We start from the raw sequence: 24,523 nt of genomic DNA, 5'->3' as shown, positions 1-24,523 counted from the left end.
TCAGCCCGCTTCCTTCATGTCGGACCGGGTCAAGACCCGTCGGCTCGCCAGGCCCATCATGGCAAAGCCGGCGATCGAGGCGACGATATTCGCGCTGGCCGCCCCGACCGTTCCGTATATCGGCAGCAAGGCCGCCTGCATCCCCAGCAGCAGCACAGTCGAAACCAGCGTGATGCGCAGCGAAAGGCTGGCCCGGTCGGTCGCCATCAGCAGCGGACGATAGCTGACCCCGACCAGGTCGATGCAGGCTGCGATCCCCAGCAGCAGCAGCAGCGGATAGGCCGGCAGAAACGCCTTGCCGGCGATCAGGCCCAACAAGGGATGGCCGACGGCTAGGATCAGGGCAATGATCACCGCCCCTGCGACCAGCGCCAGCCGGTTGGTCCGCCGGAACAACGTGCCCAGCGCCTCATGGCCATGGCTGGAATGGGTGCGGCTCAATTCCACGAAGATGCTGCGGGAGAGCAGGCCGGAAATCTTGGTCAGGGAATTGGCGAGCTGGTTGGCCAGCCGATAGAGGCCGGCCCCCGCCGGTCCCGCGAACAGGCCGACCACCAGCACGGCCACCTGCTGGCCGACGGAGGACAGGGTCGTCTGCAAATTGGTGGCGGTGAGGAAGCCGACGATGCCGGGATTTTCCCTGCGCGCGTCCAGCGCCCGGCCAGCCCGCCAGCTTCCGAGCCTGTCGCCCCCGACGCGCAGCGCAAGCCACCAGTAGCTGATCGCGCAGAGCAGTTCGGCAGCGCCCCAGGCAATCAGGAAGCCGGTGACATTGGGCATCAGCATCCAGGCGAGCGCCGCGCCGATCATGCGCCCGACCGGAATCATGGTTTCGGCGAAGGCGCCGGTATCGAATCGGTCGAACAGCCGCAGCACGCCGGTCGGGCTGGAGCGGATGGTGATCATCATCACCATGCAGAAGATCCATGCCTGCCAACCCATGCCAGCCGACAATTGCATCAGCGGCCCGAAGGCGAGGATGATGAACGCCGCGATCAGCCCGCCCGCGACGGCCGAACCCAGGTCGATCAGGATGCAGAAGCGCAGCACCCGGTTCAGCGCGTCGCCGTTGCCGGACGCCAGATGCGGCTGGCCGTAGCGCACCACGATCTGCCAGCTGTCGAAATTGACCAGCGTCTGGATGAGGCCGGTGGCGCTCAGCACCAGCGCGAAGCGGCCGAAATCGGCCACGCCCAGGGTCCGCGTGACGATGGCGAGATAGGCAAGGCTCAGCACCGCGCCCACGCCCTTGCCGCCCAGCAGCCAGCCGGTGTTCGCCAGGATGCGGGCGAAGCCTTCCTGAGCGCCACCCGATCCGCGCTTGATCGTCACTTGGGTTCCGGCCTTTCGATGCAACGCCGTCGCTGGGGCGCGCGCCTATCTAGGATTGGGCCGGCTGCGATGCAACACACCCTGTCCATCGGCCGGTCTTTGCTTTAATGCCCCGCCCCATGACTATTTCGAAAGCCATCATCCTTTCCGCGGGCCAGGGATCGCGCCTGCTGCCGCTGACCCGCGACGTGCCCAAATGCATGATCGATTTCAACGGCCGCACCCTCATAAGCTGGCAGGTCGCCGCGCTGGTGGCGAACGGAGTGACCGACATCGTGGTCGTCACAGGCTTTCGCACCGAACGGGTGGAGGACCATGCGCTGCAACTCTATCGCGAAACCGGCGCGCGCATCCGCACCGTATTCAACCCCTTCTTCCAGGTGGCGGATAACCTTGGCACCTGCTGGATCGTGCGGGAGGAGATGGACCGGGACTTCATCATCCTGAACGGCGATACCATCGTTTCGGACGAGATCGTGGCGAAGCTGATCGCGGGGGCGCAGGACGCCATCACCGTGACCGTGGACGTCAAGCCCGGCGACTATGACGATGACGACATGAAGGTGAACCGGGACGAGACGGGGCGCCTGCTCGCCATCGGCAAGCGGTTGCTGCCGCACGACACCAATGCCGAATCCATCGGCATGCTGGCCTTCAAGGGAGAGGGGGCCGCGATCTTCCGCAACCAGATCGACCAGATGATGCGCACGCCCGAAGGGGTGGAGCGCTGGTATCTGCGCGCCATCGACATCATCGCCAAGGGCAACCGGGTCGGCACCGTCTCCATCGAGGGGCTGGACTGGCAGGAAGTCGACTTTCCGCAGGATGTGGAGGCGGCGAATGCGCTCACCGCCCGCTGGCTGGCCGAAGGGCGCTACGCGAAGTAGAGTTTGAGCCAGCCGGTCAGCGCGGCGATCTGGTCCGGCGAAAGTTTCGCCGCGCTGCCTAGGTCGGGCTGTCCCGGCCATCCGGCATCGGGGACCGCAACGCCTGCATGTTCGCGGCTGCCCTCATAGCGGGGCAGCACATGGAAATGGACATGCGGGTCCACCATCATCAGCATCAGATAGTTGATCTTGCCGTAGCCGACCGCCTGGCCGAGCGCGCTTTCGACCGCCTTGGTCACGCTCGCCAGTTCGGCATGGGCTGCCGGCGGCAGGTCGCCAAAGGCCTCCGCGTCGGATTTCGCCGCCAGCACCAGCGACCCCAGCGTCGGTTGGGCCGGGCGCAGCAGCACCAGCCAGTGCGCGAACTCCGCGATCAGTGTGGCGGGATAACCGAATTTCTTGATGGTCGCGTTCATGCGCCTGCCTCCATCCAACTGACGACGGGCCGCCCGGCGCGCTTCGCGCCATAGGCCTGCACCAGCCGGACGGCATGGACGGCCAGCGAGATGATCGTCCACCAGGCCAATGCGATCAGGCCGATGTCCGGCCGTCCAGCCAGCAGCGCGACGAACAGGATCACCATGTTCGGATTGCGCCGCGCGGTGATCAGGCGGAACCGGCTGTCGAACCGCTGCCAGACATGGATGTCCATCCCGAAATCCTTGATGAACATTCCCTCGATCACCCTTTGGAGAACATAGCCCGCGATCACCGCCGCCATCACCAGCGCGAAGTCCCGCGCCGACAGCGCCAGCCCCCAGGCCGAAAGCCCCACGCCCCAGAAATACCACCAGAAGGGCGGGTGGATCAGGTCCACGCCATGGTCCGCGACATTGCCCCATTTGGACGATGTGATGGTGCAGCGCGCCAGCTTCCCGTCCACCGTGTCCAGCACCATGAAGACGAAGCCGGCGAGCATGCCCGTCCAATAAAGTCCCTGCGCGAAGAACCAGGTTGCGGCCACGCAGAGCGTCGCGCCGATGGCCGTCACCATATTGGGCGTCATGCCGATGGAGGCGGCCAGCCGAGTCAGCCAAAGCGCCAGTTCGGGCCAGAGATATTTGGTGAGCAGGTCGGTGACGCCCTTATAGGCGCCGAAATAGCTTTGCCGCTCTATGTCGCGCCGGGTGGCGGGGGTGAGTTCCCGGACGAAGGGTTGCTCCAGCTTGCGGAGTTGCCGGTTGTAGAGCTTCCGCCCGTCCGAAAGATCGATGACATGCGCCGCGCCCAGCGGATCGCTGCCCGCCGGCACCTGTCCGACGATGGGCGCCGCGCCCCAGGCGAAGACCGTTCCCGGCTCCTCCAGCGCCAGCCGCAGCAGCATCGGATCGAAGGCGTAGGCCAGGTTGAACAGCAGTTCATGGCCGTCCGCCAACGTGCTGCCGTTCTTCGCGGAGCTTTCGGCCATGCGGCGGCATCGTTCGGCATTGGACATGCCCCAGATGCGGGTGGTGTTATCGCCCAGTAGCCGCACCGGGCCGAGCGCGGTCATGATCGTCTGCGTCATGCTGCGGCGTTCCTTTCGGATTTCCGCGCGAAATCGAGGATAAGGTCGGCCTGTCGTTCGGAGGCGGGGGTGGGCGATGGCTCGATGGAATCGGACATGGCCGCCTCCTGAGCATCAACGAACCCGGCTTGCAAGTCCGCCGCGCAATCAAGCGCCTGTGGCAGGGTGCCCATATCCTCGATCACCTGCCCCAGCCGCCAGTGGGAAAAGGCCTCATCGCCACGCCAGTCACGCCGGTCGAGATTGAGGAAGATGCAGGGGCGGGGATGGAGCAGATATTCATAGACCTGACTCGACACGTCGCCCAGATAGACGTCCGCGCTCATCGTGTAGCTCATGTCGATGGAATGGCGGCTGCCCATGTCGATGCGGATATGGGGCGCCGTCGTTCGGATCGGCGCGGCGCGGCCGGCCAGCTTGGTATGGGGGGCGATGATGACGTTCCATCCCTCCAATGCTTCCAGCGCCGCCAGCACCTCCGGCTCATGGCGGGTCCATGACGACAATTCGGCATCGAAATGCGGATTGTAGAGCAGCACCGGCCAGTCATTGTCGAAAAAGCGTTGCCGCGCGGCCTTCAGCTCGAACTTCGCATAGCCGCCGACCACGCAATCCTGTGCCGTGCAGAGCCCGCGGTCGATCAGCCGCCGCCGGTCCTTCTCGCCCGCGACCAGCGTCAGGTCGAAGGCGGAATGGCGCGCCTTGTACCCGCCTTCCCGGTCGCCCGCGCCATGCTTGATCTGGATCATCCGCGCGGAAAAACCCGGCATCGTGCGCAGCCAGCCGCTCGAAATCTCCGTCGTCACCAGCAGAGGAAAGCGGCGGATGACCGCATAGTTCAGCATCAGCGTCAGGAACCGCGAAGGCTGGCGGAACAGCGAGTCGGGTCGGGTGGGCGGTCGGCGCAGCCGGATGAGGTTCAGCGCGCCTTCTTCATCATAGCTGGCGACCAGGTCCAGGATCAGCCGGGACGGGGAAAGAACATGCACCTTCGTCTCCGCCCGACGCGACAGGGCAAGCGCCGCCGGCAGCCAGTGATAGACCTGATGGGCTTCGGCAATGGCAAGGAAGGCGATCTCTGTCGGCAAAGAACTGGTCTCCGGGGTGTGCCGCGCCGTAGCGGCCAGGATCGCCACAAATCAAGCAAACCCGTTTTTTGAATTGCGTCAGTGCTGGACCTTTGCAGATTTTTTGTTATGCGCAACGCCGACTGAAGGATTATCCGAAGAGGCTTGACGAACAATGGCCGAATTTTCGTTGCCCAAGAACAGCAAGATCAGCGCCAAGGGCGCAACCCACAAGGCGCCGGACGGCGCGACGAACGTCAAGAGCTTCAAGGTCTATCGCTACGATCCCGACTCCGGGCAGAATCCCCGCTACGACACGTTCGAGATCGATCTCGACAATTGCGGGCCGATGGTCCTGGACGCGTTGCTGAAGATCAAGAACGAATATGATCCGACGCTGACCTTCCGCCGTTCCTGCCGCGAGGGTATTTGCGGCTCCTGCTCGATGAACATGAACGGCCGCAACGGCCTGGCCTGCACCACCTCGATCGAGGAATGCGCGGGCAAGGAAGTGCGCGTCACGCCGCTGCCGCACATGGACGTGATCAAGGATCTGGTCCCCGACTTCACCCATTTCTACGCGCAGTACAACAGCATCAAGCCCTGGCTGCAAACCGTCAGCCCGGCGCCCAGCGGCAAGGAACGGCTCCAGTCGCCCGCCGACCGCGAGAAGCTGGACGGCCTCTACGAGTGCATCCTGTGCGCCTGCTGCTCGACCTCCTGCCCCAGCTACTGGTGGAACAGCGACAAGTTCCTGGGTCCGGCGATCCTGCTCCAGGCCTATCGCTGGCTGGCCGACAGCCGCGACGAATATACCGGGGAGCGCCTGGACGAACTGGAAGATCCCTTCCGTCTCTATCGCTGCCACACCATCATGAACTGCGCAAATGTCTGCCCCAAGGGACTGAGCCCGGCGAAGGCGATCGCGGAAACCAAGAAGATGATGGTCGAACGGCAGCTCTGACGCGGTGAGCGGCGGAACGGGTCGTCTGAGCCCGGTGGCCGAAGGGCCCTGGGCGGGCTGGTCATGCTGGACCGATACGGCGCCGGGAACCTTCCTCGATTCGGCCATCGGCACCAGCTATTCGCGCAGCGACGCGGCGGACAGGGCGACGGTCATGCTGGAAAGCAGGCCGTCGCACGCCAACCGCCTGGGCCTGCTGCACGGCGGCTTGCTGGCGGCCTTTGCCGACCATGCCTATTTCGCCGCCCTGGCGGCGATGGGCCGTCCGGAACAGGCGGCGGCGGTGACCGTTGACCTTGGCATGCAATATTGTGGTTCCGGAAAGATCGGTCCCGTCCTGCGCGCGGAGGTGGAGTTGCTGCGCGAAACAGGACGGCTGATGTTCCTGCGCCTGACCATTTTCCAGGATGACGATCTGATCGCGGCATCGAACGCGACCGTGCGCAAGGCGCCCGAAGCCAGGAAGCCGCTTTCCAAGTGAGCAGCGTCATCGCCCGTTACGACGCGCTCGTGGCCGCGGGCGAATTGCGGTCCGACCCCGACCAGCGGGCGGCGGCAGTGCGACTCGACGGGCTGCAACAGGAGCTGGAGGCGTCGCCGCCGCGCGGTTCGACCCTGTGGAAGCTGCTGCGCAAGGCGCCCGAGCCGCCGCGCGGCCTTTACATGTGGGGCGGCGTGGGTCGCGGCAAATCGATGCTGATGGACCTGTTCTTCGACACGGTGCATATCCAGCGCAAGAAGCGCGCCCATTTCCACGAATTCATGCTCGACGTCCACGCCCGGCTGGCCGAGGCGCGCAAGTCGGAGACGGGCGACCCGATCCCGCCGGTGGTCGATTCGCTGGCGGAGGAGGCGCGGCTGCTCTGCTTCGACGAGATGGTCGTCAACAACATGGCCGACGCCGCCATCATGTCGCGGCTGTTCACCGGCCTGATGGAAAGGCGGGTGACGATCGTCACCACATCCAACCGCGAGCCGGACGAACTCTACAAGAACGGCCTCAATCGCCAGCTTTTCCTGCCCTTCATCGACCTTATCAAGGCGAAGCTGGACGTCATGACCCTGAACGGGCCGACCGACTATCGGCTCGACCGCCTGGGCGATGCGCAGCTATGGCATGCGCCCAACGGGCCGGAGGCGACGAGGGCGCTGTCGGAGGCCTTTTTCCGCCTGACCGACTATCCGGTGGAGGACCGGGCCAAGGTGCCGGTCGAGGAGATCAAGGTCCAGGGCGGCCGCACGCTCCATGTGCCCAAGAGCCTGAAGGGCGTGGCGGTCTTTTCCTTCAAGCGCCTCTGCGCCGAGGCGCGGGGCGCGCCCGACTATCTGGCGATCGCGCGCAAATATCATACCGTCATCATCGTCGGCATTCCGGTGCTGGGGCCGGAGAAGCGCAACGAGGCGGCCCGGTTCGTGACGCTGATCGACGCGCTCTACGAATATAAGGTGAAGCTGCTCGCCTCCGCCGATGCGGAGCCGGCGCGCCTCTATCCCGAAGGGGATGGCGCGTTCGAGTTCGAGCGCACCGTGTCGCGCCTGATGGAAATGCAGTCCGACGATTATCTGGCGCTGGGCCACGGCGAGAAATAGCCCCGGCACGCGATGGATTGGGTCCAGGATGACGGGACCAAAGCGCTTGTTCCCCTGCAATCCGGTTTCGCGAAAAGGGTCCGCACGCCCCCGTCAAGGGAGGCGTGCGGCAGGTGGCCGCTGCGGGGAAGGGCCATGCGCCAGGGTAGGAGCGCTTGGGCAACAGAGGCGGCGGCTCCATTAATGCAACTGCGAATGAATTGCAAAGATAAATTGGCCTGAGGGCTTTTGCGCGGTTGAAACCTCGGCCGGATAGGCCTAAGCGCACATGCGGTTCCGGTTTACGGCTTGGAGGATGATTGCATATGGCCCGTAAGAAGATCGCGCTCATCGGCGCTGGTAATATCGGTGGCACCCTCGCGCATCTCGCGGCTCTCAAGGGCCTGGGCGATATCGTGCTGTTCGACGTCGTCGAAGGCGTGCCGCAGGGCAAGGCGCTCGACCTGTCGCAGTGCGGCCCGGTCGAAGGCTTCGACGCCAAGATCACCGGCACCAACGATTATGCCGACATCAAGGACGCGGACGTCATCATCGTCACCGCCGGCGTCGCCCGCAAGCCGGGCATGAGCCGCGACGACCTGCTGGGCATCAACCTCAAGGTCATGAAGGCCGTGGGCGAGGGCATCAAGAACAACGCCCCCAACGCCTTCGTCATCTGCATCACCAACCCGCTGGACGCGATGGTTTGGGCGCTGCGCGAATTTTCCGGCCTGCCGCACAACAAGGTCGTCGGCATGGCGGGCGTTCTCGACTCCGCCCGCTTCAGCCACTTCCTGGCCGAGGAATTCCAGGTTTCGGTCAAGGAAGTGAACAGCTTCGTGCTGGGCGGCCATGGCGACACCATGGTTCCGGTCGTGGAATATTCGACCGTCGCGGGCATCCCCATCCCCGACCTCATCAAGCAGGGCCGTTCGACCAAGGAACGCATCGACGCCATCGTGCAGCGCACCCGTTCGGGCGGCGGCGAGATCGTCGCCCTGCTGAAGACCGGATCGGCCTTCTACGCGCCCGCCACCAGCGGCATCGCCATGGCGGAGGCCTATCTGTTCGACCAGAAGCGCCTGCTGCCCTGCGCCGCGAACCTGACCGGCCAATATGGCGTCGATAACCTCTATGTCGGCGTGCCCGTGATCATCGGCAAGGACGGCGTCGAGCAGGTCGTTGAGATCGAGCTGGACGACGAGGCCAAGGCCAACCTTCAGGTGTCGGTCGACGCCGTGAAGGAGCTTCTGGAAGCCTGCAAGGGCATCGATCCTTCGCTGGCCTGATCCGCACGAGCTTGCACCGGGCCGTCCCAGGTGAGTGCGCAGCCTGGGTCGGTCCGCCTTTAGACCCAAAGTGCCACGTCCACAGACAATGAAGGGACGCTCATGTCCATTCTGGTGAACAAGAACACCAAGGTCATCACCCAGGGGATGACCGGCGCCACCGGCACCTTCCACACCGAAACCGCTTTGGCCTATGGCACGCAGATGGTCGGCGGCGTCACGCCCGGCAAGGGCGGCACGACGCATATCGGCCTGCCGATGTTCGACACCGTCGCCGAGGCGAAGGCGAAGACCGGCGCCGACGCATCGGTCATCTACGTCCCGCCGCCGTTCGCGGCCGACTCGATCCTGGAGGCGATCGATGCGGAAATCCCGCTGATCGTCTGCATCACCGAGGGCATTCCGGTGCTGGACATGGTGAAGGTGAAGCGCGCCCTGTCGGGCAGCAAGTCGCGCCTGATCGGCCCCAACTGCCCCGGCCTGCTGACGCCGGGCGAATGCAAGATCGGCATCATGCCCGGCAACATCTTTTCCAAGGGCAGCGTCGGCGTCGTGTCGCGCTCCGGCACGCTGACCTATGAGGCGGTTTTCCAGACCAGCAATGCGGGCCTGGGTCAGACCACCGCGGTCGGCATCGGCGGCGATCCGGTCAACGGCACCAATTTCATCGACGTGCTGGAACTGTTCCTGGCCGACGACGCCACCGAATCGATCATCATGATCGGCGAAATCGGCGGCGACGCGGAAGAACAGGCCGCCCAGTTCCTGATCGACGAAGCAAAGAAGGGCCGCAAGAAGCCGATGGCCGGCTTCATCGCGGGCCGCACGGCGCCTCCGGGCCGCCGCATGGGCCATGCCGGCGCGATCGTGTCGGGCGGCAAGGGCGATGCGGAAAGCAAGATCGCCGCGATGGAAGCGGCCGGCATCAAGGTAGCCGCCAGCCCGTCCGAACTGGGCACGACCCTGCTGGAAGTGCTGAAGGGCTGATCGGCCGAAAGCGATGGCCGGGCTGCACCCCGGCCATCGGTTACCCCGCTCCGCGACTGCACGCGGTTGGCATGGGACGAGAGAAATGGGTTACGAGAACCAGGAAGTTTTTGACGGCGTTGGGGAGATCGAGCACGGACCGAGCTGGGCGCGCACCAACTGGCCGCCGATCGATACCGACGACCTGACCGGGGCGCTGGACCCCACGCAGATGCAGGTGGCCGTGAAGGCCGCCGCCAAGGCCAATGGCAAGGCGGTTTCCGACGCCGACGCCGTCAGCGCCGCCGACGACGCGATCCGCGCCCAGATGCTGATCCGCACCTATCGCGTGCGCGGTCATCTGGCCGCCAATCTCGACCCGCTGGGGCTGACCCAGCGCGACCTGCCGGCCGACCTGACGCCGGAATATCATGGCCTGAACGACCTCGACAAGAAGGTCTATCTGGGCGGCACGCTGGGCCTGCAATATGCCACCGTGCGCGAGATCGTGGCGATCCTGCGCGCCAATTATTGCGGCAATGTCGGCCTGGAATATATGCACATTGCGGACGTGGAGGAACGCCGTTTCCTCCAGGAGCGCCTGGAGGGCAAGGACAAGGAAATCCACTTCACGCCGGAAGGCAAGAGGGCGATCCTGGCCAAGGTGATCCACGCCGAGCAATATGAGAAGTTCCTGGGCCGCAAATATGTCGGCACCAAGCGCTTCGGCCTGGACGGCGGCGAATCGATGATCCCCGCGCTGGAAGCCATCATCAAATATGGCGGCGCGCAGGGCGTTCGGGAGATCGTCTACGGCATGGCCCATCGCGGCCGCCTGAACGTGCTGGCCAATGTGATGGCCAAGGGCTTCCGCGTCATCTTCCACGAATTTTCCGGCGGCACCGCCAATCCGGAGGATGTCGGCGGTTCGGGCGACGTCAAATATCACCTCGGCACCTCGACCGACCGCGAGTTCGACGGCGTCAAGGTCCACATGTCGCTGGTCCCCAACCCGTCGCACCTCGAAACCGTCGATCCGGTGGTGCTGGGCAAGGTCCGCGCGCAGCAGACCTTCCGCGACGACCTGACCAGGCATGAGCAGGTGCTGCCCGTGCTGATCCACGGCGACGCGGCCTTCGCGGGGCAGGGCATCGTCTGGGAATGCCTCGGCTTCTCCGGCGTCAGCGGCTACAATACCGGCGGCTGCATCCACTTCATCGTCAACAACCAGATCGGCTTCACCACCAGCCCGCAATTCTCCCGCGGCTCGCCCTATCCCAGCGACGTGGCGAAGGGCGTGCAGGCGCCGATCCTGCACATCAACGGCGACGATCCGGAAGCCGTCACCTTCGCGTGCAAGCTGGCGATGGAATATCGCCAGACCTTCCATCGCGACATCGTGATCGACATGTGGTGCTATCGCCGCTTCGGCCATAATGAAGGCGACGAGCCGTCCTTCACCCAGCCGCAAATGTACGCGAAGATCCGCCAGCATCCGCCGGTCAGCGACGTCTATTCGGCGCGATTGAAGGCCGAAGGCGTGGTCGACGACGATTTCGTCAATCAGGTGACGGGCGATTTCGTCAATCATCTGGAGGAGGAGTTCGAGGCGGCGAAGAGCTACAAGCCCAACAAGGCCGACTGGTTCGCCGGTCGCTGGTCGGGCCTGCACAAGCCCGCCGACGCCGAGACCACCCGCCAGAGCGTGGAGTCCGCGATCAGCCAGAAGCTGTTTGACAGCCTGGGCAAGACGCTGACCGCGATTCCGGAGGGCCTCAACGTCCACAAGACGCTCAAGCGCGTGATCGACGCCAAGGCGGAGATGTTCAAGTCCGGCGAGAATTTCGACTGGGCGACCGGCGAGGCGCTGGCCTTCGGTTCGCTGCTGTCGGAAGGCTATGGCGTCCGCCTGTCGGGCCAGGACTCCGGACGCGGCACCTTCAGCCAGCGTCACGCCGTCTGGACCGACCAGGATACGGAATCGAAATATATCCCGCTCTCCACCGTGCCGCACGGCCGGTTCGAGGTGCTGGACTCGCCGCTCTCCGAATATGGCGTGCTGGGCTTCGAATATGGCTTCGCGCTGGCCGATCCCAAGAGCCTCGTGCTCTGGGAAGCGCAGTTCGGCGACTTCGCCAATGGCGCGCAGATCATCTTCGACCAGTATATCGCTTCGTCGGAGACCAAGTGGCTGCGTTCCAACGGCCTCGTCTGCCTGCTGCCGCACGGCTATGAAGGGCAGGGTCCGGAGCATAGTTCGGCGCGTCTGGAGCGGTATCTCCAGCTTTGCGCGGAAGGGAATATCCAGGTCGCGAACATCACGACCCCGGCCAATTACTTCCACGTCCTGCGCCGCCAGATGCTGCGGCCCTTCCGCAAGCCGCTGATCATCATGGCCCCCAAGTCGCTGCTGCGCCACAAGCTGGCGGTCAGCAAGGCGGAGGACTTCCTGGGCGAAACGCACTTCAAGCGCATCCTGTCGGACCCCAACGGGTCGGCCGACAAGGATACTCGCCGCCTGGTGCTCTGCTCCGGCAAGGTCTTCTACGACCTGATGGAGGCCCGCGACGCCGCTGGCGACACGGACGTGCAGATCGTTCGCATCGAACAGATCTACCCGTTCGCGACCGACGCCCTCGCCAAGCGCATCGAGCGCATGACGCATCTGGAAGAGGTCGTCTGGTGTCAGGAGGAACCGCGCAACAACGGCGCCTGGTTCTTCGTGGAGCCCTATATCGAGGAAGCGCTGGCCACCGCCGGCAAGGCGCCGATGCGCGCCCGCTATGCGGGCCGCAAGGCGTCGGCGTCGCCCGCCACGGGCCTCGCCAAGCGCCATGTCGCCGAACAGGGCGCCCTCGTCGCCGATGCGCTGGGTCACAGCGTCCGTGAAGAAATCCGTCGCCAGAAGAAAGGCTGAACAAGCTCATGGCTACCGAAGTCAAAGTCCCTACTCTGGGCGAATCCGTTACCGAAGCAACCGTTGGCCAGTGGCTGAAGAAGCCCGGCGAGGCGGTGAAGGCCGACGAGCCCATCGTCTCCCTTGAAACCGACAAGGTCGCGGTCGACGTGCCCGCGCCTGTCGCCGGCGTGCTGGGCGACATCGTTGCCAAGGAAGGCGACACGGTCGAGGTCGGCGCGCTGCTGGCCTATGTGAACGAAGGCGCGGCCGCCGCGGCCGCTCCCGCCGCTGCTCCCGCCCCCGCCGCCAAGGCGGAGGCGGCCGCCCCGGCTCCCGCCGCTTCGGTTCCGGCCGATGACGAGGAAGGCGGCAACCTGACCCTGTCGCCGGCGGTCCGCCGCCTGGTGCTGGAACATGGCCTGGACCCCAGCAAGATCAAGGGCACGGGCAAGGACGGCCGCCTGACCAAGGACGATGTCGTCGCCGCCGCCGCCGCGGGCACCGCCAAGGCCGCCGCTTCGGCCCCGGCCGCCGCTCCCGCCGCCGCTCCGGCCGCCGCTCCCAGCCGCGCGCAGGAACGCGTCAAGATGACCCGCCTGCGCCAGACGGTCGCCAAGCGGCTCAAGGAAGCGCAGAACAACGCGGCGCTGCTCACCACCTATAATGACGTGGACATGACCAACGTCATCGAGGCGCGGGCGAAGTACAAGGACCTGTTCGAGAAGAAGCATGGCGTCCGCCTGGGCTTCATGGGCTTCTTCACCAAGGCCGTCTGCATGGCGCTGCGCGACATTCCGGGCGTCAACGCGCAGATCGAGGGCGACGAGATCGTCTATAACGATTTCGCCGACATTTCGGTCGCGGTGTCGGCCCCGAACGGCCTGGTCGTGCCGGTCATCCGCAACGCGGAATCGCTGAGCGTAGCCGAGATCGAAAAGACCATCGGCAATTTCGGCAAGAAGGCCAAGGAAGGCACGCTGACCATGGAGGATATGAAGGGCGGCACCTTCACCATCTCCAATGGCGGCGTCTTCGGCTCGCTGCTGTCCAGCCCGATCATCAACCCGCCGCAGTCGGCGGTGCTGGGCCTGCACCGGATCGAGGACCGTCCGGTCGTCCGCAACGGCCAGATCGTCATCCGCCCGATGATGTATCTCGCCCTCAGCTACGACCATCGCCTGATCGACGGTCGCGAGGCGGTGACCTTCCTGGTTGCGGTGAAGAACGCGATCGAGGATCCGACCCGCCTGCTGATCGACCTGTAAAGATGTGACCAGTGCTCCTGCGGAAGCAGGAGCCCAGGGTGGAGACGCGCTACGCGAGCCGGCTATGTCTATCTTATGGCGAACAGGCGCAACGGCACCTTATATCTGGGTGTCACCAGCGATCTGGCGGCCAGGGCATATCAACATCGCAACGGCTTGATTGACGGTTTCACCAAGGACCATGATTGTAAATTGCTGGTCTGGTTTGAGGCATATGAGGATCTGCAGGAAGCACGGCATCGCGAACTGCGGATGAAGAAATGGAAACGCGCCTGGAAGATCGAGCTGATCGAACGCGATAATCCACAATGGCGGGATTTGTTCGAAACGCTGTTCTGACGACGCCCTGGGCTCCCGCTTTCGCGGGAGCACGGCAATGGAGTGAGAAATGGCAGACTTCGATTATGACGTTCTGGTAATCGGCGCCGGTCCGGGCGGCTATGTCGCGGCGATCCGCGCCGCGCAGCTTGGCCTCAAGACCGCCTGCGCCGAAAGCCGGGAGACGCTGGGCGGCACCTGCCTCAATGTCGGCTGCATCCCGTCCAAGGCGCTGCTGCACGCCTCGGAACTCTATGAGGAAGCCGCGAACGGCGCGCTCGCCAAGCTGGGCGTGAAGATCGACAAGATGAGCCTGGACCTCGACACCATGCAGGGCCAGCGCAAGGATGCGGTGAAGGGCCTGACCGGCGGCGTCGAATTCCTGTTCAAGAAGAACAAGGTCGACTGGCTGAAGGGGCTGGCGACATTCACCGGCGCCAATACCGTGCAGGTCGCGGGCAAGACCGTCACCGCGAAGAATATCGTCATCGCCACCGGATCGTCGGTGACGCCGCTGTCGGGCGTGCAGGTCGACAATGAAGGCGGCAGGATCGTCGATTCGACCGGCGCGCTGGAACTGGACAAGGTGCCGGGCCATCTGGTGGTCGTCGGCGGTGGCGTCATCGGCCTGGAACTGGGCTCGGTATGGCGGCGCGTGGGCGCCAAGGTCACGGTGGTCGAATATCTCGACCAGATCCTGCCCGGCATGGACGGCGAAGTCCGCAAGGAAGCGAACAAGATCTTCAAGAAGCAGGGCTTCGAGTACAAGCTCGGCACCAAGGTCACGGGCGCGGAAGTCGGCAAGAAGGGCGTGACCCTGACCGTCGAACCCGCCGCCGGCGGCGCGGCCGAGAAGATCGAGGCCGATGTCGTGCTGGTGTCCATCGGCCGCCGTCCGAACACGGAAGGGCTGGGTCTCGACAAGATCGGCCTGGAACTCAACGCCCGCGGCCAGATCGAGACCGATCATGACTTCGCGACCAAGGTTCCGGGCGTCTGGGCCATTGGCGACGTCATCCCCGGCCCGATGCTGGCGCACAAGGCCGAAGATGAGGGCATCGCCGTCGCGGAGAATATCGCGGGCCTGACCGGCATCGTGAACCATGACGTGATCCCGTCGGTGGTCTACACCAAGCCGGAAATCGCGGGCGTCGGCCTGACCGAAGAGGCCGCCAAGGAAAAGGGCGCGATCAAGGTCGGCAAATTCCCGATGCTGGCGAACAGCCGCGCCAAGACCAATCATGAGCCGGACGGCTTCGTGAAGATCATCGCCGATGCGGAGACCGACAAGGTGCTGGGCGTCTGGATCATCGCCACGGTCGCGGGCACTATGATCGCCCAGGCGGCGCAGGCGATGGAGTTCGGCGCTTCGAGCGAGGACATTGCCTATACCTGCCACGCCCATCCGACGCACAGCGAGGCGATCAAGGAAGCGGCCATGGCCGTGACCGGCAAGCCCATCCATATATGATCCCTTCCCGCCCTGCGCGGGAATGAGATCGCGACAATGAAGAGGCCGTCCTTCGGGGCGGCCTTTTTCATGACGTTATGGATGATTGGAGCGTTGCCTGGAGGTTATGCCGGTTAATTGAAGCACAGCTTATTCCTGCGAAGGCGGGAATCCAGTTCCGGCGTCTGGACTGGGTTCCTGCCTTCGCAGGAACACGTTTCGGCCTGAACGGGGGAAGCGCTATCCGCTCCGGGCGCGGGACTTCAGGATGGCGGCGGGCGCATCCGGCACGGCGAGCGCCCGCCTTACGCAAACCCGATTGCGGCCATGCATCTTGGCTTCATAGAGGGCCGCATCCGCTCGCGCGATGGCGTCGTGGATCGCGGCATCGCCGGGCTGGACGGCCGACAATCCGAAACTGGCGGTAAGGGGACGCGAAAGGCCGAGTTGGCTGGCGACCTCCCGCGCGACGCTCTCCCGAATGTCGTTGGCGGTCGTGGCGGCCCGGGCCGCATCGGCGTCGGGCAGGAACATTATGAATTCCTCCCCGCCGAAGCGCGCCGTGATGGCGTCGGCGGGCGCGAACTCCATCAATATCCGCGCCAGCGCGACGATCACGCGGTCGCCCAGCGCATGGCCGTGGGCATCGTTGATCGTCTTGAAATGATCGATGTCGCAGACGATCAGGCTGCCCTGCGTCGGCAGCTTGCGCGTTCTTTGGCCGATGGCGTCGTCAAAGCCGCGGCGGTTGAGCAGGCCGGAAAGGGGATCGTGCAGCGCGTCGCGCCGATAGTGGGCGAGCAGGTCGAGCATGTTCGCCGCAAGCGCCGCCAAGGCCAGGAACAGGCCAAGCACGCAGGCCAGCGCCTGCATCAGAAAGGCATAGTCGCTGTTCAGGAAACTATCGCTCGACAGCGTCAGCGGCACGGTGCTGCCGCGCATCAGATTGTCCAGCGCGACCAAAGCCGCCGCGCCGAACAGGGTGCCGTCCGACCAGTTGTCCAGGCGATCCCTGCCGGCGATCAGCGGCAGGCCGATCAGCAGGAAGCAGCCGAAATCGGACGACACCAGTTCGAAGGGCAGGTTGTCCAGCAGGAGGGACATGGCGCACAGCAGCACGGACAGCGCCCAGATCGCGATCCGCGCCCGCAGCAGCCAGTTGGGTCGCCAGCGTTCCAGAAGGGCCTGGCTGAACAGCAGGAATCCGCTGGCGAACAGCAAATCCGCCACAAAGCCCCAAAGGGGCGTCGGCAGCAGCGCGAATCCCGCCGGCACCGCAAAGCCGCCCGCTACGCAGAGATAGGCGGCGCTCCAATATCCGGCCGCCCTTATGCCCAGGGTCCAGACGAAGGCGAAAACCACGCCGAAACTTGCCATCATGACGGGCAGGAAGAAGGCGAAATTTTCTCCCACGCTTATTGTGCCTGTTCCTCTTTTCGGGGGCGATCCGGCGCGGCGTCCCTATGGGGCGACGGGTAAAAGCCGATCCTTAACAAATACTTCCATATCGGGTGAGATGTTCATCCGATATGGATGAAGCTGCGGCGAGCGGGTCAGAAGCAGGGACGACGCTTGTCGCGGAAGGCCTGCACGCCCTCCCGGAAGTCGGGCAGGGTGAAGGCGTCCCGGAACATGGCCAGCGTTTCCTCGTCGTCGTCCGCCTGCCCATCCAGGATGCGGCGGATGATCGCCTTCGACGAACGGATCGAATGCTGGGCATTGGCCGCCATCGCATGGGCCAGTTCCTTTGCCGCCTCCAGCGGAGCAGGCGAGATCTGGTCGATCAGGCCGATGGCCAGCGCGTCCCGCGCATCGTGCAGCGCGGCGGTGAACAATATGCGCTTGGCTCGCGCCGGTCCGACCAGGTCGACCAGCAGCTTGGTGTCGAACAGCCCATAGACGATCCCCAGCTTGGCCGGCGTGATGCCCAGCCGGGCGGCGGGGGAGGCGATGCGCAGGTCGCAGGCGATGGCCAGCCCGCATCCGCCGCCCACCGCGTCCCCCTCTATCGCCGCGATCACCGGCTTTTCGGCATGGGCCAGGGCATATTGGGTGGCGCGGATCGCGGCCTGGTTGGCGACGCGCCATTCCTCATCCCCCGAACAGCGCGCAAATTCGTGGATGTCCGCCCCCGCGCAGAACAGGCCGGGCGTCGCCGACGTCAGGATCAGCACGCGGATCGCCTCGTCCGCTATCGCCTCCTGCACCAGACGCGGCAATTGCTCCCACATCGCTTGGTTCATGGCATTATGCTGCCGGGGCCGGTCGATCAGCAGCGTGGCGACCGCGCCCTCCCGTTCCAGCCGCAACGTCATGCCGCCCAACGTCCCAGCAATGGCACCAGATCGTCATAATGGTGAATGACGGCGTCCGCCTCCAGTTCCTCCACCGGCCCGTCGAGGAAGCCGAAGCTGACGGCGATGCTGGGGATGCCCGCATTGCGCGCCCCGGCGATGTCGTTGATCGTGTCCCCCAGGAAGATCGTCCGCCCGCCGCCCGCCCGCTCGATCATGGCGTGGATCGGCGCGGGATCGGGCTTGGCGATGCCCACCGTGTCGCCGCCGACGACGCTGGCGAAACGGTCGGACAGGCCGATCTGGTGCAGCAGCGGAATGGTGAAACGCTCCGCCTTGTTGGTGCAGATGGCCAGCTTCACGCCCGCCGCCGCCAGCGCGTCCATCGCCGCGATCAGGCCGGGATAGGGCAGGGAATGGATCGCCAGATTCTGCTCATAATAGTCCAGCAGGATCGGCAGCATCCTTTCCAGCATCGCCTCGTCATAGCCGCCCGAAGCGTCCAGCGCCCGCTGGAGCATCACCTTCGCTCCCTTGCCGACGAAGGGACGGATCGCCTCGACCGGAAAGGGCGGCCGCCCGTCAGTGGCGATGGCGTAATTGACCGCCGCCGCCAGATCGCCGCTGGTGTCGAGCAGGGTGCCGTCAAGGTCGAAGCCGACAATGTCGAAGGGAATGGAAACCATGCCCGGCTCATGCCGCCTGGGTAGTGGCAAAGGCAAGTCAAACATGGCAGAGAGCGCTCAGATTCTTGGCCCTTTCGTGAAAGATGCCCCCGTGACCTCCAGCCGCTCCCCCGCTCGCCCCGTGGCCGTGATCATCCTTGCCGCCGGGCAGGGCACGCGCATGAAGTCGGCCAGACACAAGGTTCTGCACCCGATTGCGGGGCGGCCGATGCTGCTCCACCTGCTCGCCAGCGTGGCGGAGCTGCAGCCCGAACGGCAGGTCGTGGTGGTCGGCGCCGGGCGCGAACAGGTGGAAAGGGCGGTGGAGGGCAGCGGCGCCGTCATCGCCGTGCAGGAACAGCAATTGGGCACCGGCCATGCCGTGGCGCAGGCGCATGACGCGCTGGCCGGTTTTGCGGGCGACATATTGATCCTCTATGGCGACGTGCCGCTGGTGCGCGCCGAAACGCTGCGGAGCATGCTGGACCGCCTGAACTGGGGCGACGAGCCGCGCGCCGTGGTGCTGGGCTTCCGGCCGGAAGATGCCGCCGCCTATGGCCGGATCATCGCCCGCGACCAGGGCGTGATCGAAAAGATGGTCGAATATAAGGACGCCAATGCGGAGGAGCGGGCGGTGACGCTCTGCAATTCCGGGCTGATGGCGGTGCGCTCCACCGACCTGTTCGTGCTGCTCGACCGGATCGGCAACGACAATGCGGCGGGCGAATATTATCTGCCCGACATCGTCATGCTGCCCGGCGCGCAGAGCGCGGTGATAGAGGCGGAGGCGTGGGAAGTGGCGGGCGTCAACAGCCGCGCCGAACTGGCGGGGGTGGAGGCCGTCTGGCAGGACCGCCGCCGGGCGGAAGCGATGCGCGATGGCGCAACGCTGATCGCGCCGGAAACCGTGTTCTTCGCGCATGACACGCTGCTGGGCCGCGACGTGACGATAGAACCCCATGTCGTCTTCGGCCCCGGCGTCAGCGTGGCGGACGACGCGACCATCCACGCCTTCTCCCATCTGGAGGGCGCGACCGTGGGCAAGGGCGCGGACATCGGCCCCTATGCCCGGCTGCGCCCCGGCGCGAAGATCGGCGCCAAGGCCAAGGTCGGCAATTTCGTCGAGGTGAAGAAGGCCGAACTGGGCGAGGGCGCCAAGGCCAACCACCTGTCCTATATCGGCGACGCCAGCATAGGGGCGGGGGCCAATATCGGCGCGGGCACCATCACCTGCAATTATGACGGCTTCTTCAAATATCGGACGGAGATCGGCGCGGGCGCCTTCATCGGCTCCAACAGCGCGCTGGTCGCGCCGGTGAAGATCGGCGACGGCGCCATCGTCGCGGCGGGCAGCGTAGTGACGCAGGCGGTGGAGGCCGACGCGCTCTGCCTCGTCCGGCCGAAGCAGGAGGCGAAACCCGGCTGGGCGGCCCGCTTCCGGGCGCGGATGCAGGCGCGCAAAGCCGCCAAGTGACGGCCTTCTTCCGAAGGCGGCGCTGGTTGACCGCGCTGCTGGTCCTTTCGCTCCTCATGGTGGGAACGGCCGCCTGGCTCTTCGCCAATGCGCGGGCGATGCCGGTCGTGCGGCGGCTGGACGTCGCGCTGCCCTTTCCGGCGGATGCGCCGCGCCGCCCGGTGACGGTGGCGCTGCTGACCGACAGCCATTTGTCCGGTCCCGACAACAGCCCGGAGCGAATGGCGCGCATCGTCGCCTTGGTGAACGGCCTCCGGCCCGACCTGATCCTGCTGGGCGGCGACTATATCGGCGACGACAAGGGCGGCGCGACCTATGACCCGGCGCAGAGCATCGCCCCCTTCGCCGCCCTGCGCGCCCCGCTGGGCGTGGTGGCGGTGCTGGGCAATCATGACGCGCGCAAGCATACGGGGATCAGCCGCCGCCAATGGGGCACTCTGTTCGCCCGGATCGGCATCCGCCTGCTCGACAATCGGGCGGTGCGGCGGGGACCGCTGGCCATCGGCGGACTGCGCGACATCTACACCGGGCAACCCGACATCCCCAAAACGCTGGACGCGATGCAGGCGCTGGGCGGCGCGCCGCTGATGCTGTCCCATGGGCCGGACGCTTTTCCGCTGCTGCCCGACCGGCCGATGCTGACGCTGGTGGGGCACACCCATTGCGGGCAGGTGGCCTTGCCCTTCGCGGGCATCGTCTATGTGCCCTCGCGCTACGGCACCCGCTATGCCTGCGGCGCATATCGGGAAGGGCAGCGGACCCTGGTCGTGTCGGCGGGGCTTGGCACCAGCGGCCTGCCGATCCGCATGCTTGCGCCCCCGGATGTGTGGCTGGTTAATATTCGTCCACGTTGATGCGGTACCCCTGTCGCCTGCCGCATGATCGTGGCATAGGCGGCATAAGCATAGAGTTTTCACGGGCTTTGGGACTGACTATCCATGTGCGGCATCATCGGAATCATCGGCAAGGACGACGTGGCGGAGCGGCTGGTCGAGGGCCTGAAGCGCCTCGAATATCGCGGCTATGACAGCGCGGGCGTCGCCACCGTCCATGACGGCCGGATCGACCGACGCCGGGCGGAGGGGAAGCTCGCCAATCTGGTGAAGGAACTGGAGGCCGCGCCCCTGCCCGGCACCACCGGCATCGCCCATACCCGCTGGGCCACCCATGGCGCGCCGACGACCAGCAACGCCCACCCCCACGCCACGAAGGAAGTGGCGCTGGTCCACAACGGCATCATAGAGAATTTCAAGCCGCTGCGCGAGGAACTGACGGCGCGGGGCCGCGTATTCGACAGCCAGACCGATACGGAGGTCGTCGCCCATCTGGTGAGCGAACTGGTGGAGCAGGGCGCATCCCCGAAGGACGCGGTGGCGCAGGTGCTGCCCCGCCTGCACGGCGCCTTCGCGCTGGCGATCCTGTTCCGCAGCCATCCGGAAATCCTCATCGGCGCGCGCCTGGGTTCGCCGCTGGTGGTCGGCTATGGCGAGGGGGAGACCTATCTCGGCTCGGATGCACTTGCTCTAGCCCCGCTGACCCAGCGCATCGCCTATCTGGAGGAAGGCGACTGGGTCGTCATCACTCGCGACGGCGCGGAGATTTTCGACCGGGACAACAACCCGGTCGAACGCCCCGTCACCATCAGCGGCGTGACCGGCGAGCTGATCTCCAAGGGCAATCACCGCCACTATATGCTCAAGGAAATCTACGAGCAGCCGGTGGTCGTGGCCCAGACCCTGCGTTCCTATCTGCGCCGGATGGAGGATCAGGTGTCGCTGCCGATCCCGGATTTCGACCTGGGGTCGATCCGCCGCGTCACCATCGTCGCCTGCGGCACCAGCTATTATGCGGGCATGGTCGCCAAATATTGGTTCGAACAGTTCGCCCGCGTCCCCGTCGACATCGATGTGGCCAGCGAATTCCGCTACCGCGCCCCGGTGATGGAGGAGGGCGGCCTGATGATCGTCATCAGCCAGTCGGGCGAGACCGCCGACACGCTGGCCGCGCTGCGCCATGCCCGCGCCGAGGGGCAGAAGATCGCCGCCGTCGTCAACGTCCCCACCAGCACCATGGCGCGGGAGGCGGATCTGCTGCTGCCGACCAATGCCGGGCCGGAAATCGGCGTCGCCTCGACCAAGGCCTTCACCTGCCAGCTAGCGGTGCTGGCGGCCTTCGCGGCGAACCTGGCGCGGGCCAAGGGGCGGCTGGACGCGAAGGCGGAGAAGGAACTGGTCCGCCACCTGTCCGAAGCGCCCGCCGCGCTCAACGGCGCGCTGGCCTATGACGAATCCATCGAGGGGATGGCGCACCTGATCGCGGGGGCGCGGGACGTGCTCTATCTGGGGCGCGGGCCGGACTATCCGCTGGCGCTGGAAGGGGCGCTGAAACTCAAGGAAATCAGCTATATCCATGCTGAGGGCTATGCCGCGGGCGAGATGAAGCACGGCCCCATCGCGCTGATCGACGACAAGGTGCCGGTGATCGTGCTGGCGCCCAGCGGGCCGCTGTTCGAAAAGACGGTCAGCAACATGCAGGAAGTGCAGGCGCGCGGCGGCAAGGTGGTGCTGATCTCCGACTATGACGGCGTGCAGGCGGCGGGGGAGGGCTGCATGGCGACGATCACCATGCCCAAGGTCCACCCGCTGATCGCGCCGATGGTCTACGCCGTGCCGGTGCAGTTGCTGGCCTATCATGTGGCGGTGGCCAAGGGCACCGACGTCGACCAACCAAGAAACCTCGCCAAGTCCGTCACGGTAGAGTGAGGGGGTTGGCTTAAATCCTCCCTACGCGAAGCGTGGGGAGGGGGACCGCTCGCGGAGCGAGTGGTGGAGGGGAGCGCCCGCAGGGCGCCGGAGGTCACGCCCCATTCCCCTCCACCACGCTTCGCGCGGTCCCCCTCCCCATCTACCGATGGGGAGGATTAGAAAAGTCGGCAATCCACCCATCACCCGCCCCCAGGCGCATTATGCCCACCCGCCGGCACCGGCCCCCCGCTCGGCGCATGGGCATGGTCGGGATTGCTGTCCCAGTCGATATGATAGAGGTCGAACCGCCGGTCGCGCAGGTTGCGCACCGTGCCCTCCGCCCGTGCCCAGCTCAGGTCGGCCAGGTTCACGTCCGCCATGGTCAGCGTCTCGACATTCTCCGTCGATTCCGCGGCGATCCCGTCCCGCGCGAAGGGCAGGTCGCAGGGCGTCAATATCGCGCTCTGGGCATATTGAATGTCCATATTGTCGACGTTCGGCAGGTTGCCGACATTGCCCGACATCACGACATAGCATTGATTCTCGATCGCCCGCGCCTGCGCGCAATAGCGCACGCGCATATAACCCAGCCGCGAGTCGGTGCAGAAGGGCACGAAGATGATCCGCGCCCCCTGATCCACCAGCCGCCGCGCCAGTTCCGGAAACTCGCTGTCATAGCAGATCAGCACGCCGATCGGCCCGCAGTCCGTCTGGATCACGTCCAGCGAATCCCCGCCCTTGATGTTCCACCAGAAGGCCTCGTTGGGCGTCGGGTGGATCTTCTCCTGCGTGTGCAGCGATCCGTCGCGCAGGGCGACATAGGCGATGTTCTGAATGTCGCCATCCTCGGCCCGCGTCGGGTGGGAACCGCCGATGATGTTGATATTATATTCCAGCGCCATCCGCTCCAGTTCGCGGGTCAGGCGCGGGGTATAGCCGGTCAGCCTGTCGATGGCCTCCGCCGGTGAAAGCTTCTTCGTTTCGTAGGAAAGCAGCGGCAGGGTGAAGAGTTCGGGAAAGACGATGAAGTCCGACCGATAATCCGCCGCGACGTCGACGAAATATTCGATGTTGCGGATGAATTCGTCGAAATCCTGCACGGCGCGGGCCTGCAACTGGCAGGTGGCGAGGCGGACGCTCTCCACCCCGCGCGGCACCCGCATTTCCGGCGCTTCGTCGGGATCGACATAGGGATTGCGCCAGACCAGATGGGCCGCGTGCCCGTCGGACTGCCTGTCCTCCGGCAGGTAATTTTCCAGCACCCCCAGCGGCTCAAACTGGTTCTTGAGCTGGAAGCTGATCACCTGGTCGCGCAGCTTGCCGTGCACCACCTTGTCCAGATAATCGGCCGGGCCGTCGACGCGCCGCCGGGCGCGGGCATAGCCGGGCATGCGCCCCGCGATGACGATGCCGTGCAGGTCCAGTTCCTCGGCCAACTCCTTGCGCTCGTCATAGAGGCGCTGTCCGATCCGCAGCCCGCGCAGCTTCGGGTCTACGGCCATCTCATAGCCATAGAGCCACTCGCCCGCCGCGCTGTGCCGCGTGCCGAAGCCGTTGGCGGTGATCTCCTCCCAGTCATGGGCGGAAAAGGCCATGCTCTTGCTGACCCGCATGGTCGCGCAATAGCCCACGATTTTGTTGTCATAGAGGGCGACGAAGCAGCCGGTCGGGAAATTGTTGATCTGGCCGCGCAGCGTCGCCAGCGAATAATTGGGCATTCCGGGATAGACGCGGGCGATCAGCCGCTGGATGCCGCGCACGTCTGCCGGGACCGCCGCCCGAACCTCCAGGCGCTTCTTGGCCGTCGTCGTCATCTGGTCGCCTCCTGCTGCA

General features: G+C 65.4%; 20 protein-coding genes and 1 pseudogene. 13 read left to right on the top strand and 8 right to left on the bottom strand.

Annotated features, from left to right (window positions below; all coding sequences use genetic code 11):
• Positions 1-1,332: a lipopolysaccharide biosynthesis protein gene (locus L286_RS30405; protein WP_020817877.1), complete on the bottom strand. Its 1,332-nt coding sequence runs from the start codon at positions 1,330-1,332 to the stop codon at positions 1-3.
• A 119-nt stretch (positions 1,333-1,451) separates the two neighbouring features.
• Between L286_RS30405 and L286_RS30400 the strand changes: the two genes are divergently transcribed.
• Positions 1,452-2,219, top strand: coding sequence for a phosphocholine cytidylyltransferase family protein (locus L286_RS30400; protein ID WP_013040652.1), 768 nt, complete (start codon positions 1,452-1,454; stop codon positions 2,217-2,219).
• Here L286_RS30400 and L286_RS30395 read toward each other — a convergent pair.
• From L286_RS30395 to L286_RS30385, 3 genes are read right to left on the bottom strand one after another with little or no spacing between them, the layout of a single operon-like run.
• On the bottom strand, positions 2,207-2,635 hold the full coding sequence (locus tag L286_RS30395) for an HIT family protein (protein ID WP_020817878.1): 429 nt from the start codon (positions 2,633-2,635) through the stop codon (positions 2,207-2,209). The genes L286_RS30400 and L286_RS30395 overlap by 13 nt on opposite strands.
• On the bottom strand, positions 2,632-3,726 hold the full coding sequence (locus L286_RS30390) for a CDP-alcohol phosphatidyltransferase family protein (protein WP_020817879.1): 1,095 nt from the start codon (positions 3,724-3,726) through the stop codon (positions 2,632-2,634). Before L286_RS30390 ends, L286_RS30395 begins: the two co-directional genes overlap by 4 nt.
• Complete coding sequence (locus L286_RS30385; protein WP_025160538.1) at positions 3,723-4,814, bottom strand: hypothetical protein; 1,092 nt, start codon at positions 4,812-4,814, stop codon at positions 3,723-3,725. The genes L286_RS30390 and L286_RS30385 overlap by 4 nt, the downstream gene beginning before the upstream one ends.
• Positions 4,815-4,968: 154 nt before the next feature.
• On the opposite strand from L286_RS30385, the gene L286_RS30380 reads away from it, so the two are divergent.
• The 9 genes and pseudogenes from L286_RS30380 (at position 4,969) to lpdA (ending at position 15,534) form a co-directional block, all read left to right on the top strand.
• Positions 4,969-5,757 carry a succinate dehydrogenase iron-sulfur subunit gene (locus L286_RS30380; protein WP_007684273.1) on the top strand — a complete coding sequence of 263 codons (789 nt, stop codon included), beginning with the start codon at positions 4,969-4,971 and terminating at the stop codon, positions 5,755-5,757.
• A 34-nt stretch (positions 5,758-5,791) separates the two neighbouring features.
• Positions 5,792-6,238, top strand: coding sequence for a PaaI family thioesterase (locus L286_RS30375; RefSeq protein WP_025160537.1), 447 nt, complete (start codon positions 5,792-5,794; stop codon positions 6,236-6,238).
• Positions 6,235-7,347, top strand: a complete 1,113-nt coding sequence (gene zapE, locus L286_RS30370; RefSeq protein WP_020817882.1) for a cell division protein ZapE — start codon at positions 6,235-6,237, stop codon at positions 7,345-7,347. The genes L286_RS30375 and zapE overlap by 4 nt, the downstream gene beginning before the upstream one ends.
• 305 nt (positions 7,348-7,652) lie before the next feature.
• The gene (gene mdh / locus L286_RS30365) at positions 7,653-8,615 is read left to right on the top strand and encodes a malate dehydrogenase (protein ID WP_007684279.1); all 963 of its coding nucleotides are present in this window, start codon (positions 7,653-7,655) and stop codon (positions 8,613-8,615) included.
• Positions 8,616-8,717: 102 nt separating this feature from the next.
• Positions 8,718-9,602 (top strand): succinate--CoA ligase subunit alpha, encoded by an 885-nt coding sequence (sucD, locus tag L286_RS30360; RefSeq protein WP_007684281.1) that lies wholly within the window; start codon positions 8,718-8,720, stop codon positions 9,600-9,602.
• Positions 9,603-9,687: 85 nt separating this feature from the next.
• Positions 9,688-12,498, top strand: coding sequence for a 2-oxoglutarate dehydrogenase E1 component (locus tag L286_RS30355; protein ID WP_020817883.1), 2,811 nt, complete (start codon positions 9,688-9,690; stop codon positions 12,496-12,498).
• A gap of 8 nt (positions 12,499-12,506) precedes the next feature.
• A complete protein-coding gene (odhB, locus tag L286_RS30350) occupies positions 12,507-13,745 on the top strand; it encodes a 2-oxoglutarate dehydrogenase complex dihydrolipoyllysine-residue succinyltransferase (protein ID WP_021223178.1) in 1,239 nt (412 codons plus the stop codon).
• A 66-nt stretch (positions 13,746-13,811) separates the two neighbouring features.
• Positions 13,812-14,084, top strand: a pseudogene (locus tag L286_RS30345) (GIY-YIG nuclease family protein); the annotation flags it as partial.
• A 49-nt stretch (positions 14,085-14,133) separates the two neighbouring features.
• On the top strand, positions 14,134-15,534 hold the full coding sequence (lpdA, locus tag L286_RS30340) for a dihydrolipoyl dehydrogenase (protein WP_020821019.1): 1,401 nt from the start codon (positions 14,134-14,136) through the stop codon (positions 15,532-15,534).
• Between the two features lie 219 nt (positions 15,535-15,753).
• Here lpdA and L286_RS30335 read toward each other — a convergent pair whose 3' ends face one another.
• From L286_RS30335 to L286_RS30325, 3 genes are all read right to left on the bottom strand, one after another.
• Positions 15,754-16,926 carry a GGDEF domain-containing protein gene (locus L286_RS30335; protein WP_020821020.1) on the bottom strand — a complete coding sequence of 391 codons (1,173 nt, stop codon included), beginning with the start codon at positions 16,924-16,926 and terminating at the stop codon, positions 15,754-15,756.
• A gap of 140 nt (positions 16,927-17,066) precedes the next feature.
• Positions 17,067-17,828: an enoyl-CoA hydratase/isomerase family protein gene (locus L286_RS30330; protein WP_025160680.1), complete on the bottom strand. Its 762-nt coding sequence runs from the start codon at positions 17,826-17,828 to the stop codon at positions 17,067-17,069.
• The gene (locus L286_RS30325) at positions 17,825-18,493 is read right to left on the bottom strand and encodes an HAD family hydrolase (protein ID WP_020821022.1); all 669 of its coding nucleotides are present in this window, start codon (positions 18,491-18,493) and stop codon (positions 17,825-17,827) included. Before L286_RS30325 ends, L286_RS30330 begins: the two co-directional genes overlap by 4 nt.
• 160 nt (positions 18,494-18,653) lie before the next feature.
• Here L286_RS30325 and glmU point away from each other — a divergent pair, with 160 nt between their 5' ends.
• The 3 genes from glmU to glmS all read left to right on the top strand — a co-directional run bounded on the left by glmU (position 18,654) and on the right by glmS (position 22,708).
• Positions 18,654-19,946, top strand: a complete 1,293-nt coding sequence (gene glmU / locus L286_RS30320; protein ID WP_235181664.1) for a bifunctional UDP-N-acetylglucosamine diphosphorylase/glucosamine-1-phosphate N-acetyltransferase GlmU — start codon at positions 18,654-18,656, stop codon at positions 19,944-19,946.
• A gap of 56 nt (positions 19,947-20,002) precedes the next feature.
• Positions 20,003-20,800, top strand: a complete 798-nt coding sequence (locus tag L286_RS30315; protein WP_051146837.1) for a metallophosphoesterase — start codon at positions 20,003-20,005, stop codon at positions 20,798-20,800.
• Positions 20,801-20,884: 84 nt separating this feature from the next.
• Positions 20,885-22,708, top strand: coding sequence for a glutamine--fructose-6-phosphate transaminase (isomerizing) (gene glmS, locus L286_RS30310; protein WP_020821025.1), 1,824 nt, complete (start codon positions 20,885-20,887; stop codon positions 22,706-22,708).
• 182 nt (positions 22,709-22,890) lie between these two features.
• On the opposite strand, the gene L286_RS30305 is transcribed toward glmS, so the two are convergent.
• Positions 22,891-24,504: a carbon-nitrogen hydrolase family protein gene (locus tag L286_RS30305; RefSeq protein WP_020821026.1), complete on the bottom strand. Its 1,614-nt coding sequence runs from the start codon at positions 24,502-24,504 to the stop codon at positions 22,891-22,893.
• Positions 24,505-24,523 lie beyond the last annotated feature (19 nt).

The organism is Sphingobium sp. HDIP04 (assembly GCF_000445085.1).
Classification (GTDB): domain Bacteria; phylum Pseudomonadota; class Alphaproteobacteria; order Sphingomonadales; family Sphingomonadaceae; genus Sphingobium; species Sphingobium indicum.
Note: the sequence above shows the minus strand (reverse complement) of the source record. Positions and strands in the feature narration are given on the sequence as shown.

Coding starts and splice junctions, on each gene's coding strand:
- L286_RS30395 (WP_020817878.1), bottom strand. CDS start 2,635: ATGAACGCGACCATCAAGAAATTCGGTTATCCCGCCACACTGATCGCG.
- L286_RS30315 (WP_051146837.1), top strand. CDS start 20,003: ATGGTGGGAACGGCCGCCTGGCTCTTCGCCAATGCGCGGGCGATGCCG.
- odhB (WP_021223178.1), top strand. CDS start 12,507: ATGGCTACCGAAGTCAAAGTCCCTACTCTGGGCGAATCCGTTACCGAA.
- L286_RS30325 (WP_020821022.1), bottom strand. CDS start 18,493: ATGGTTTCCATTCCCTTCGACATTGTCGGCTTCGACCTTGACGGCACC.
- sucD (WP_007684281.1), top strand. CDS start 8,718: ATGTCCATTCTGGTGAACAAGAACACCAAGGTCATCACCCAGGGGATG.
- L286_RS30305 (WP_020821026.1), bottom strand. CDS start 24,504: ATGACGACGACGGCCAAGAAGCGCCTGGAGGTTCGGGCGGCGGTCCCG.
- L286_RS30355 (WP_020817883.1), top strand. CDS start 9,688: ATGGGTTACGAGAACCAGGAAGTTTTTGACGGCGTTGGGGAGATCGAG.
- L286_RS30400 (WP_013040652.1), top strand. CDS start 1,452: ATGACTATTTCGAAAGCCATCATCCTTTCCGCGGGCCAGGGATCGCGC.
- L286_RS30330 (WP_025160680.1), bottom strand. CDS start 17,828: ATGACGTTGCGGCTGGAACGGGAGGGCGCGGTCGCCACGCTGCTGATC.
- glmS (WP_020821025.1), top strand. CDS start 20,885: ATGTGCGGCATCATCGGAATCATCGGCAAGGACGACGTGGCGGAGCGG.
- L286_RS30390 (WP_020817879.1), bottom strand. CDS start 3,726: ATGACGCAGACGATCATGACCGCGCTCGGCCCGGTGCGGCTACTGGGC.
- glmU (WP_235181664.1), top strand. CDS start 18,654: ATGAAGTCGGCCAGACACAAGGTTCTGCACCCGATTGCGGGGCGGCCG.
- lpdA (WP_020821019.1), top strand. CDS start 14,134: ATGGCAGACTTCGATTATGACGTTCTGGTAATCGGCGCCGGTCCGGGC.
- mdh (WP_007684279.1), top strand. CDS start 7,653: ATGGCCCGTAAGAAGATCGCGCTCATCGGCGCTGGTAATATCGGTGGC.
- L286_RS30380 (WP_007684273.1), top strand. CDS start 4,969: ATGGCCGAATTTTCGTTGCCCAAGAACAGCAAGATCAGCGCCAAGGGC.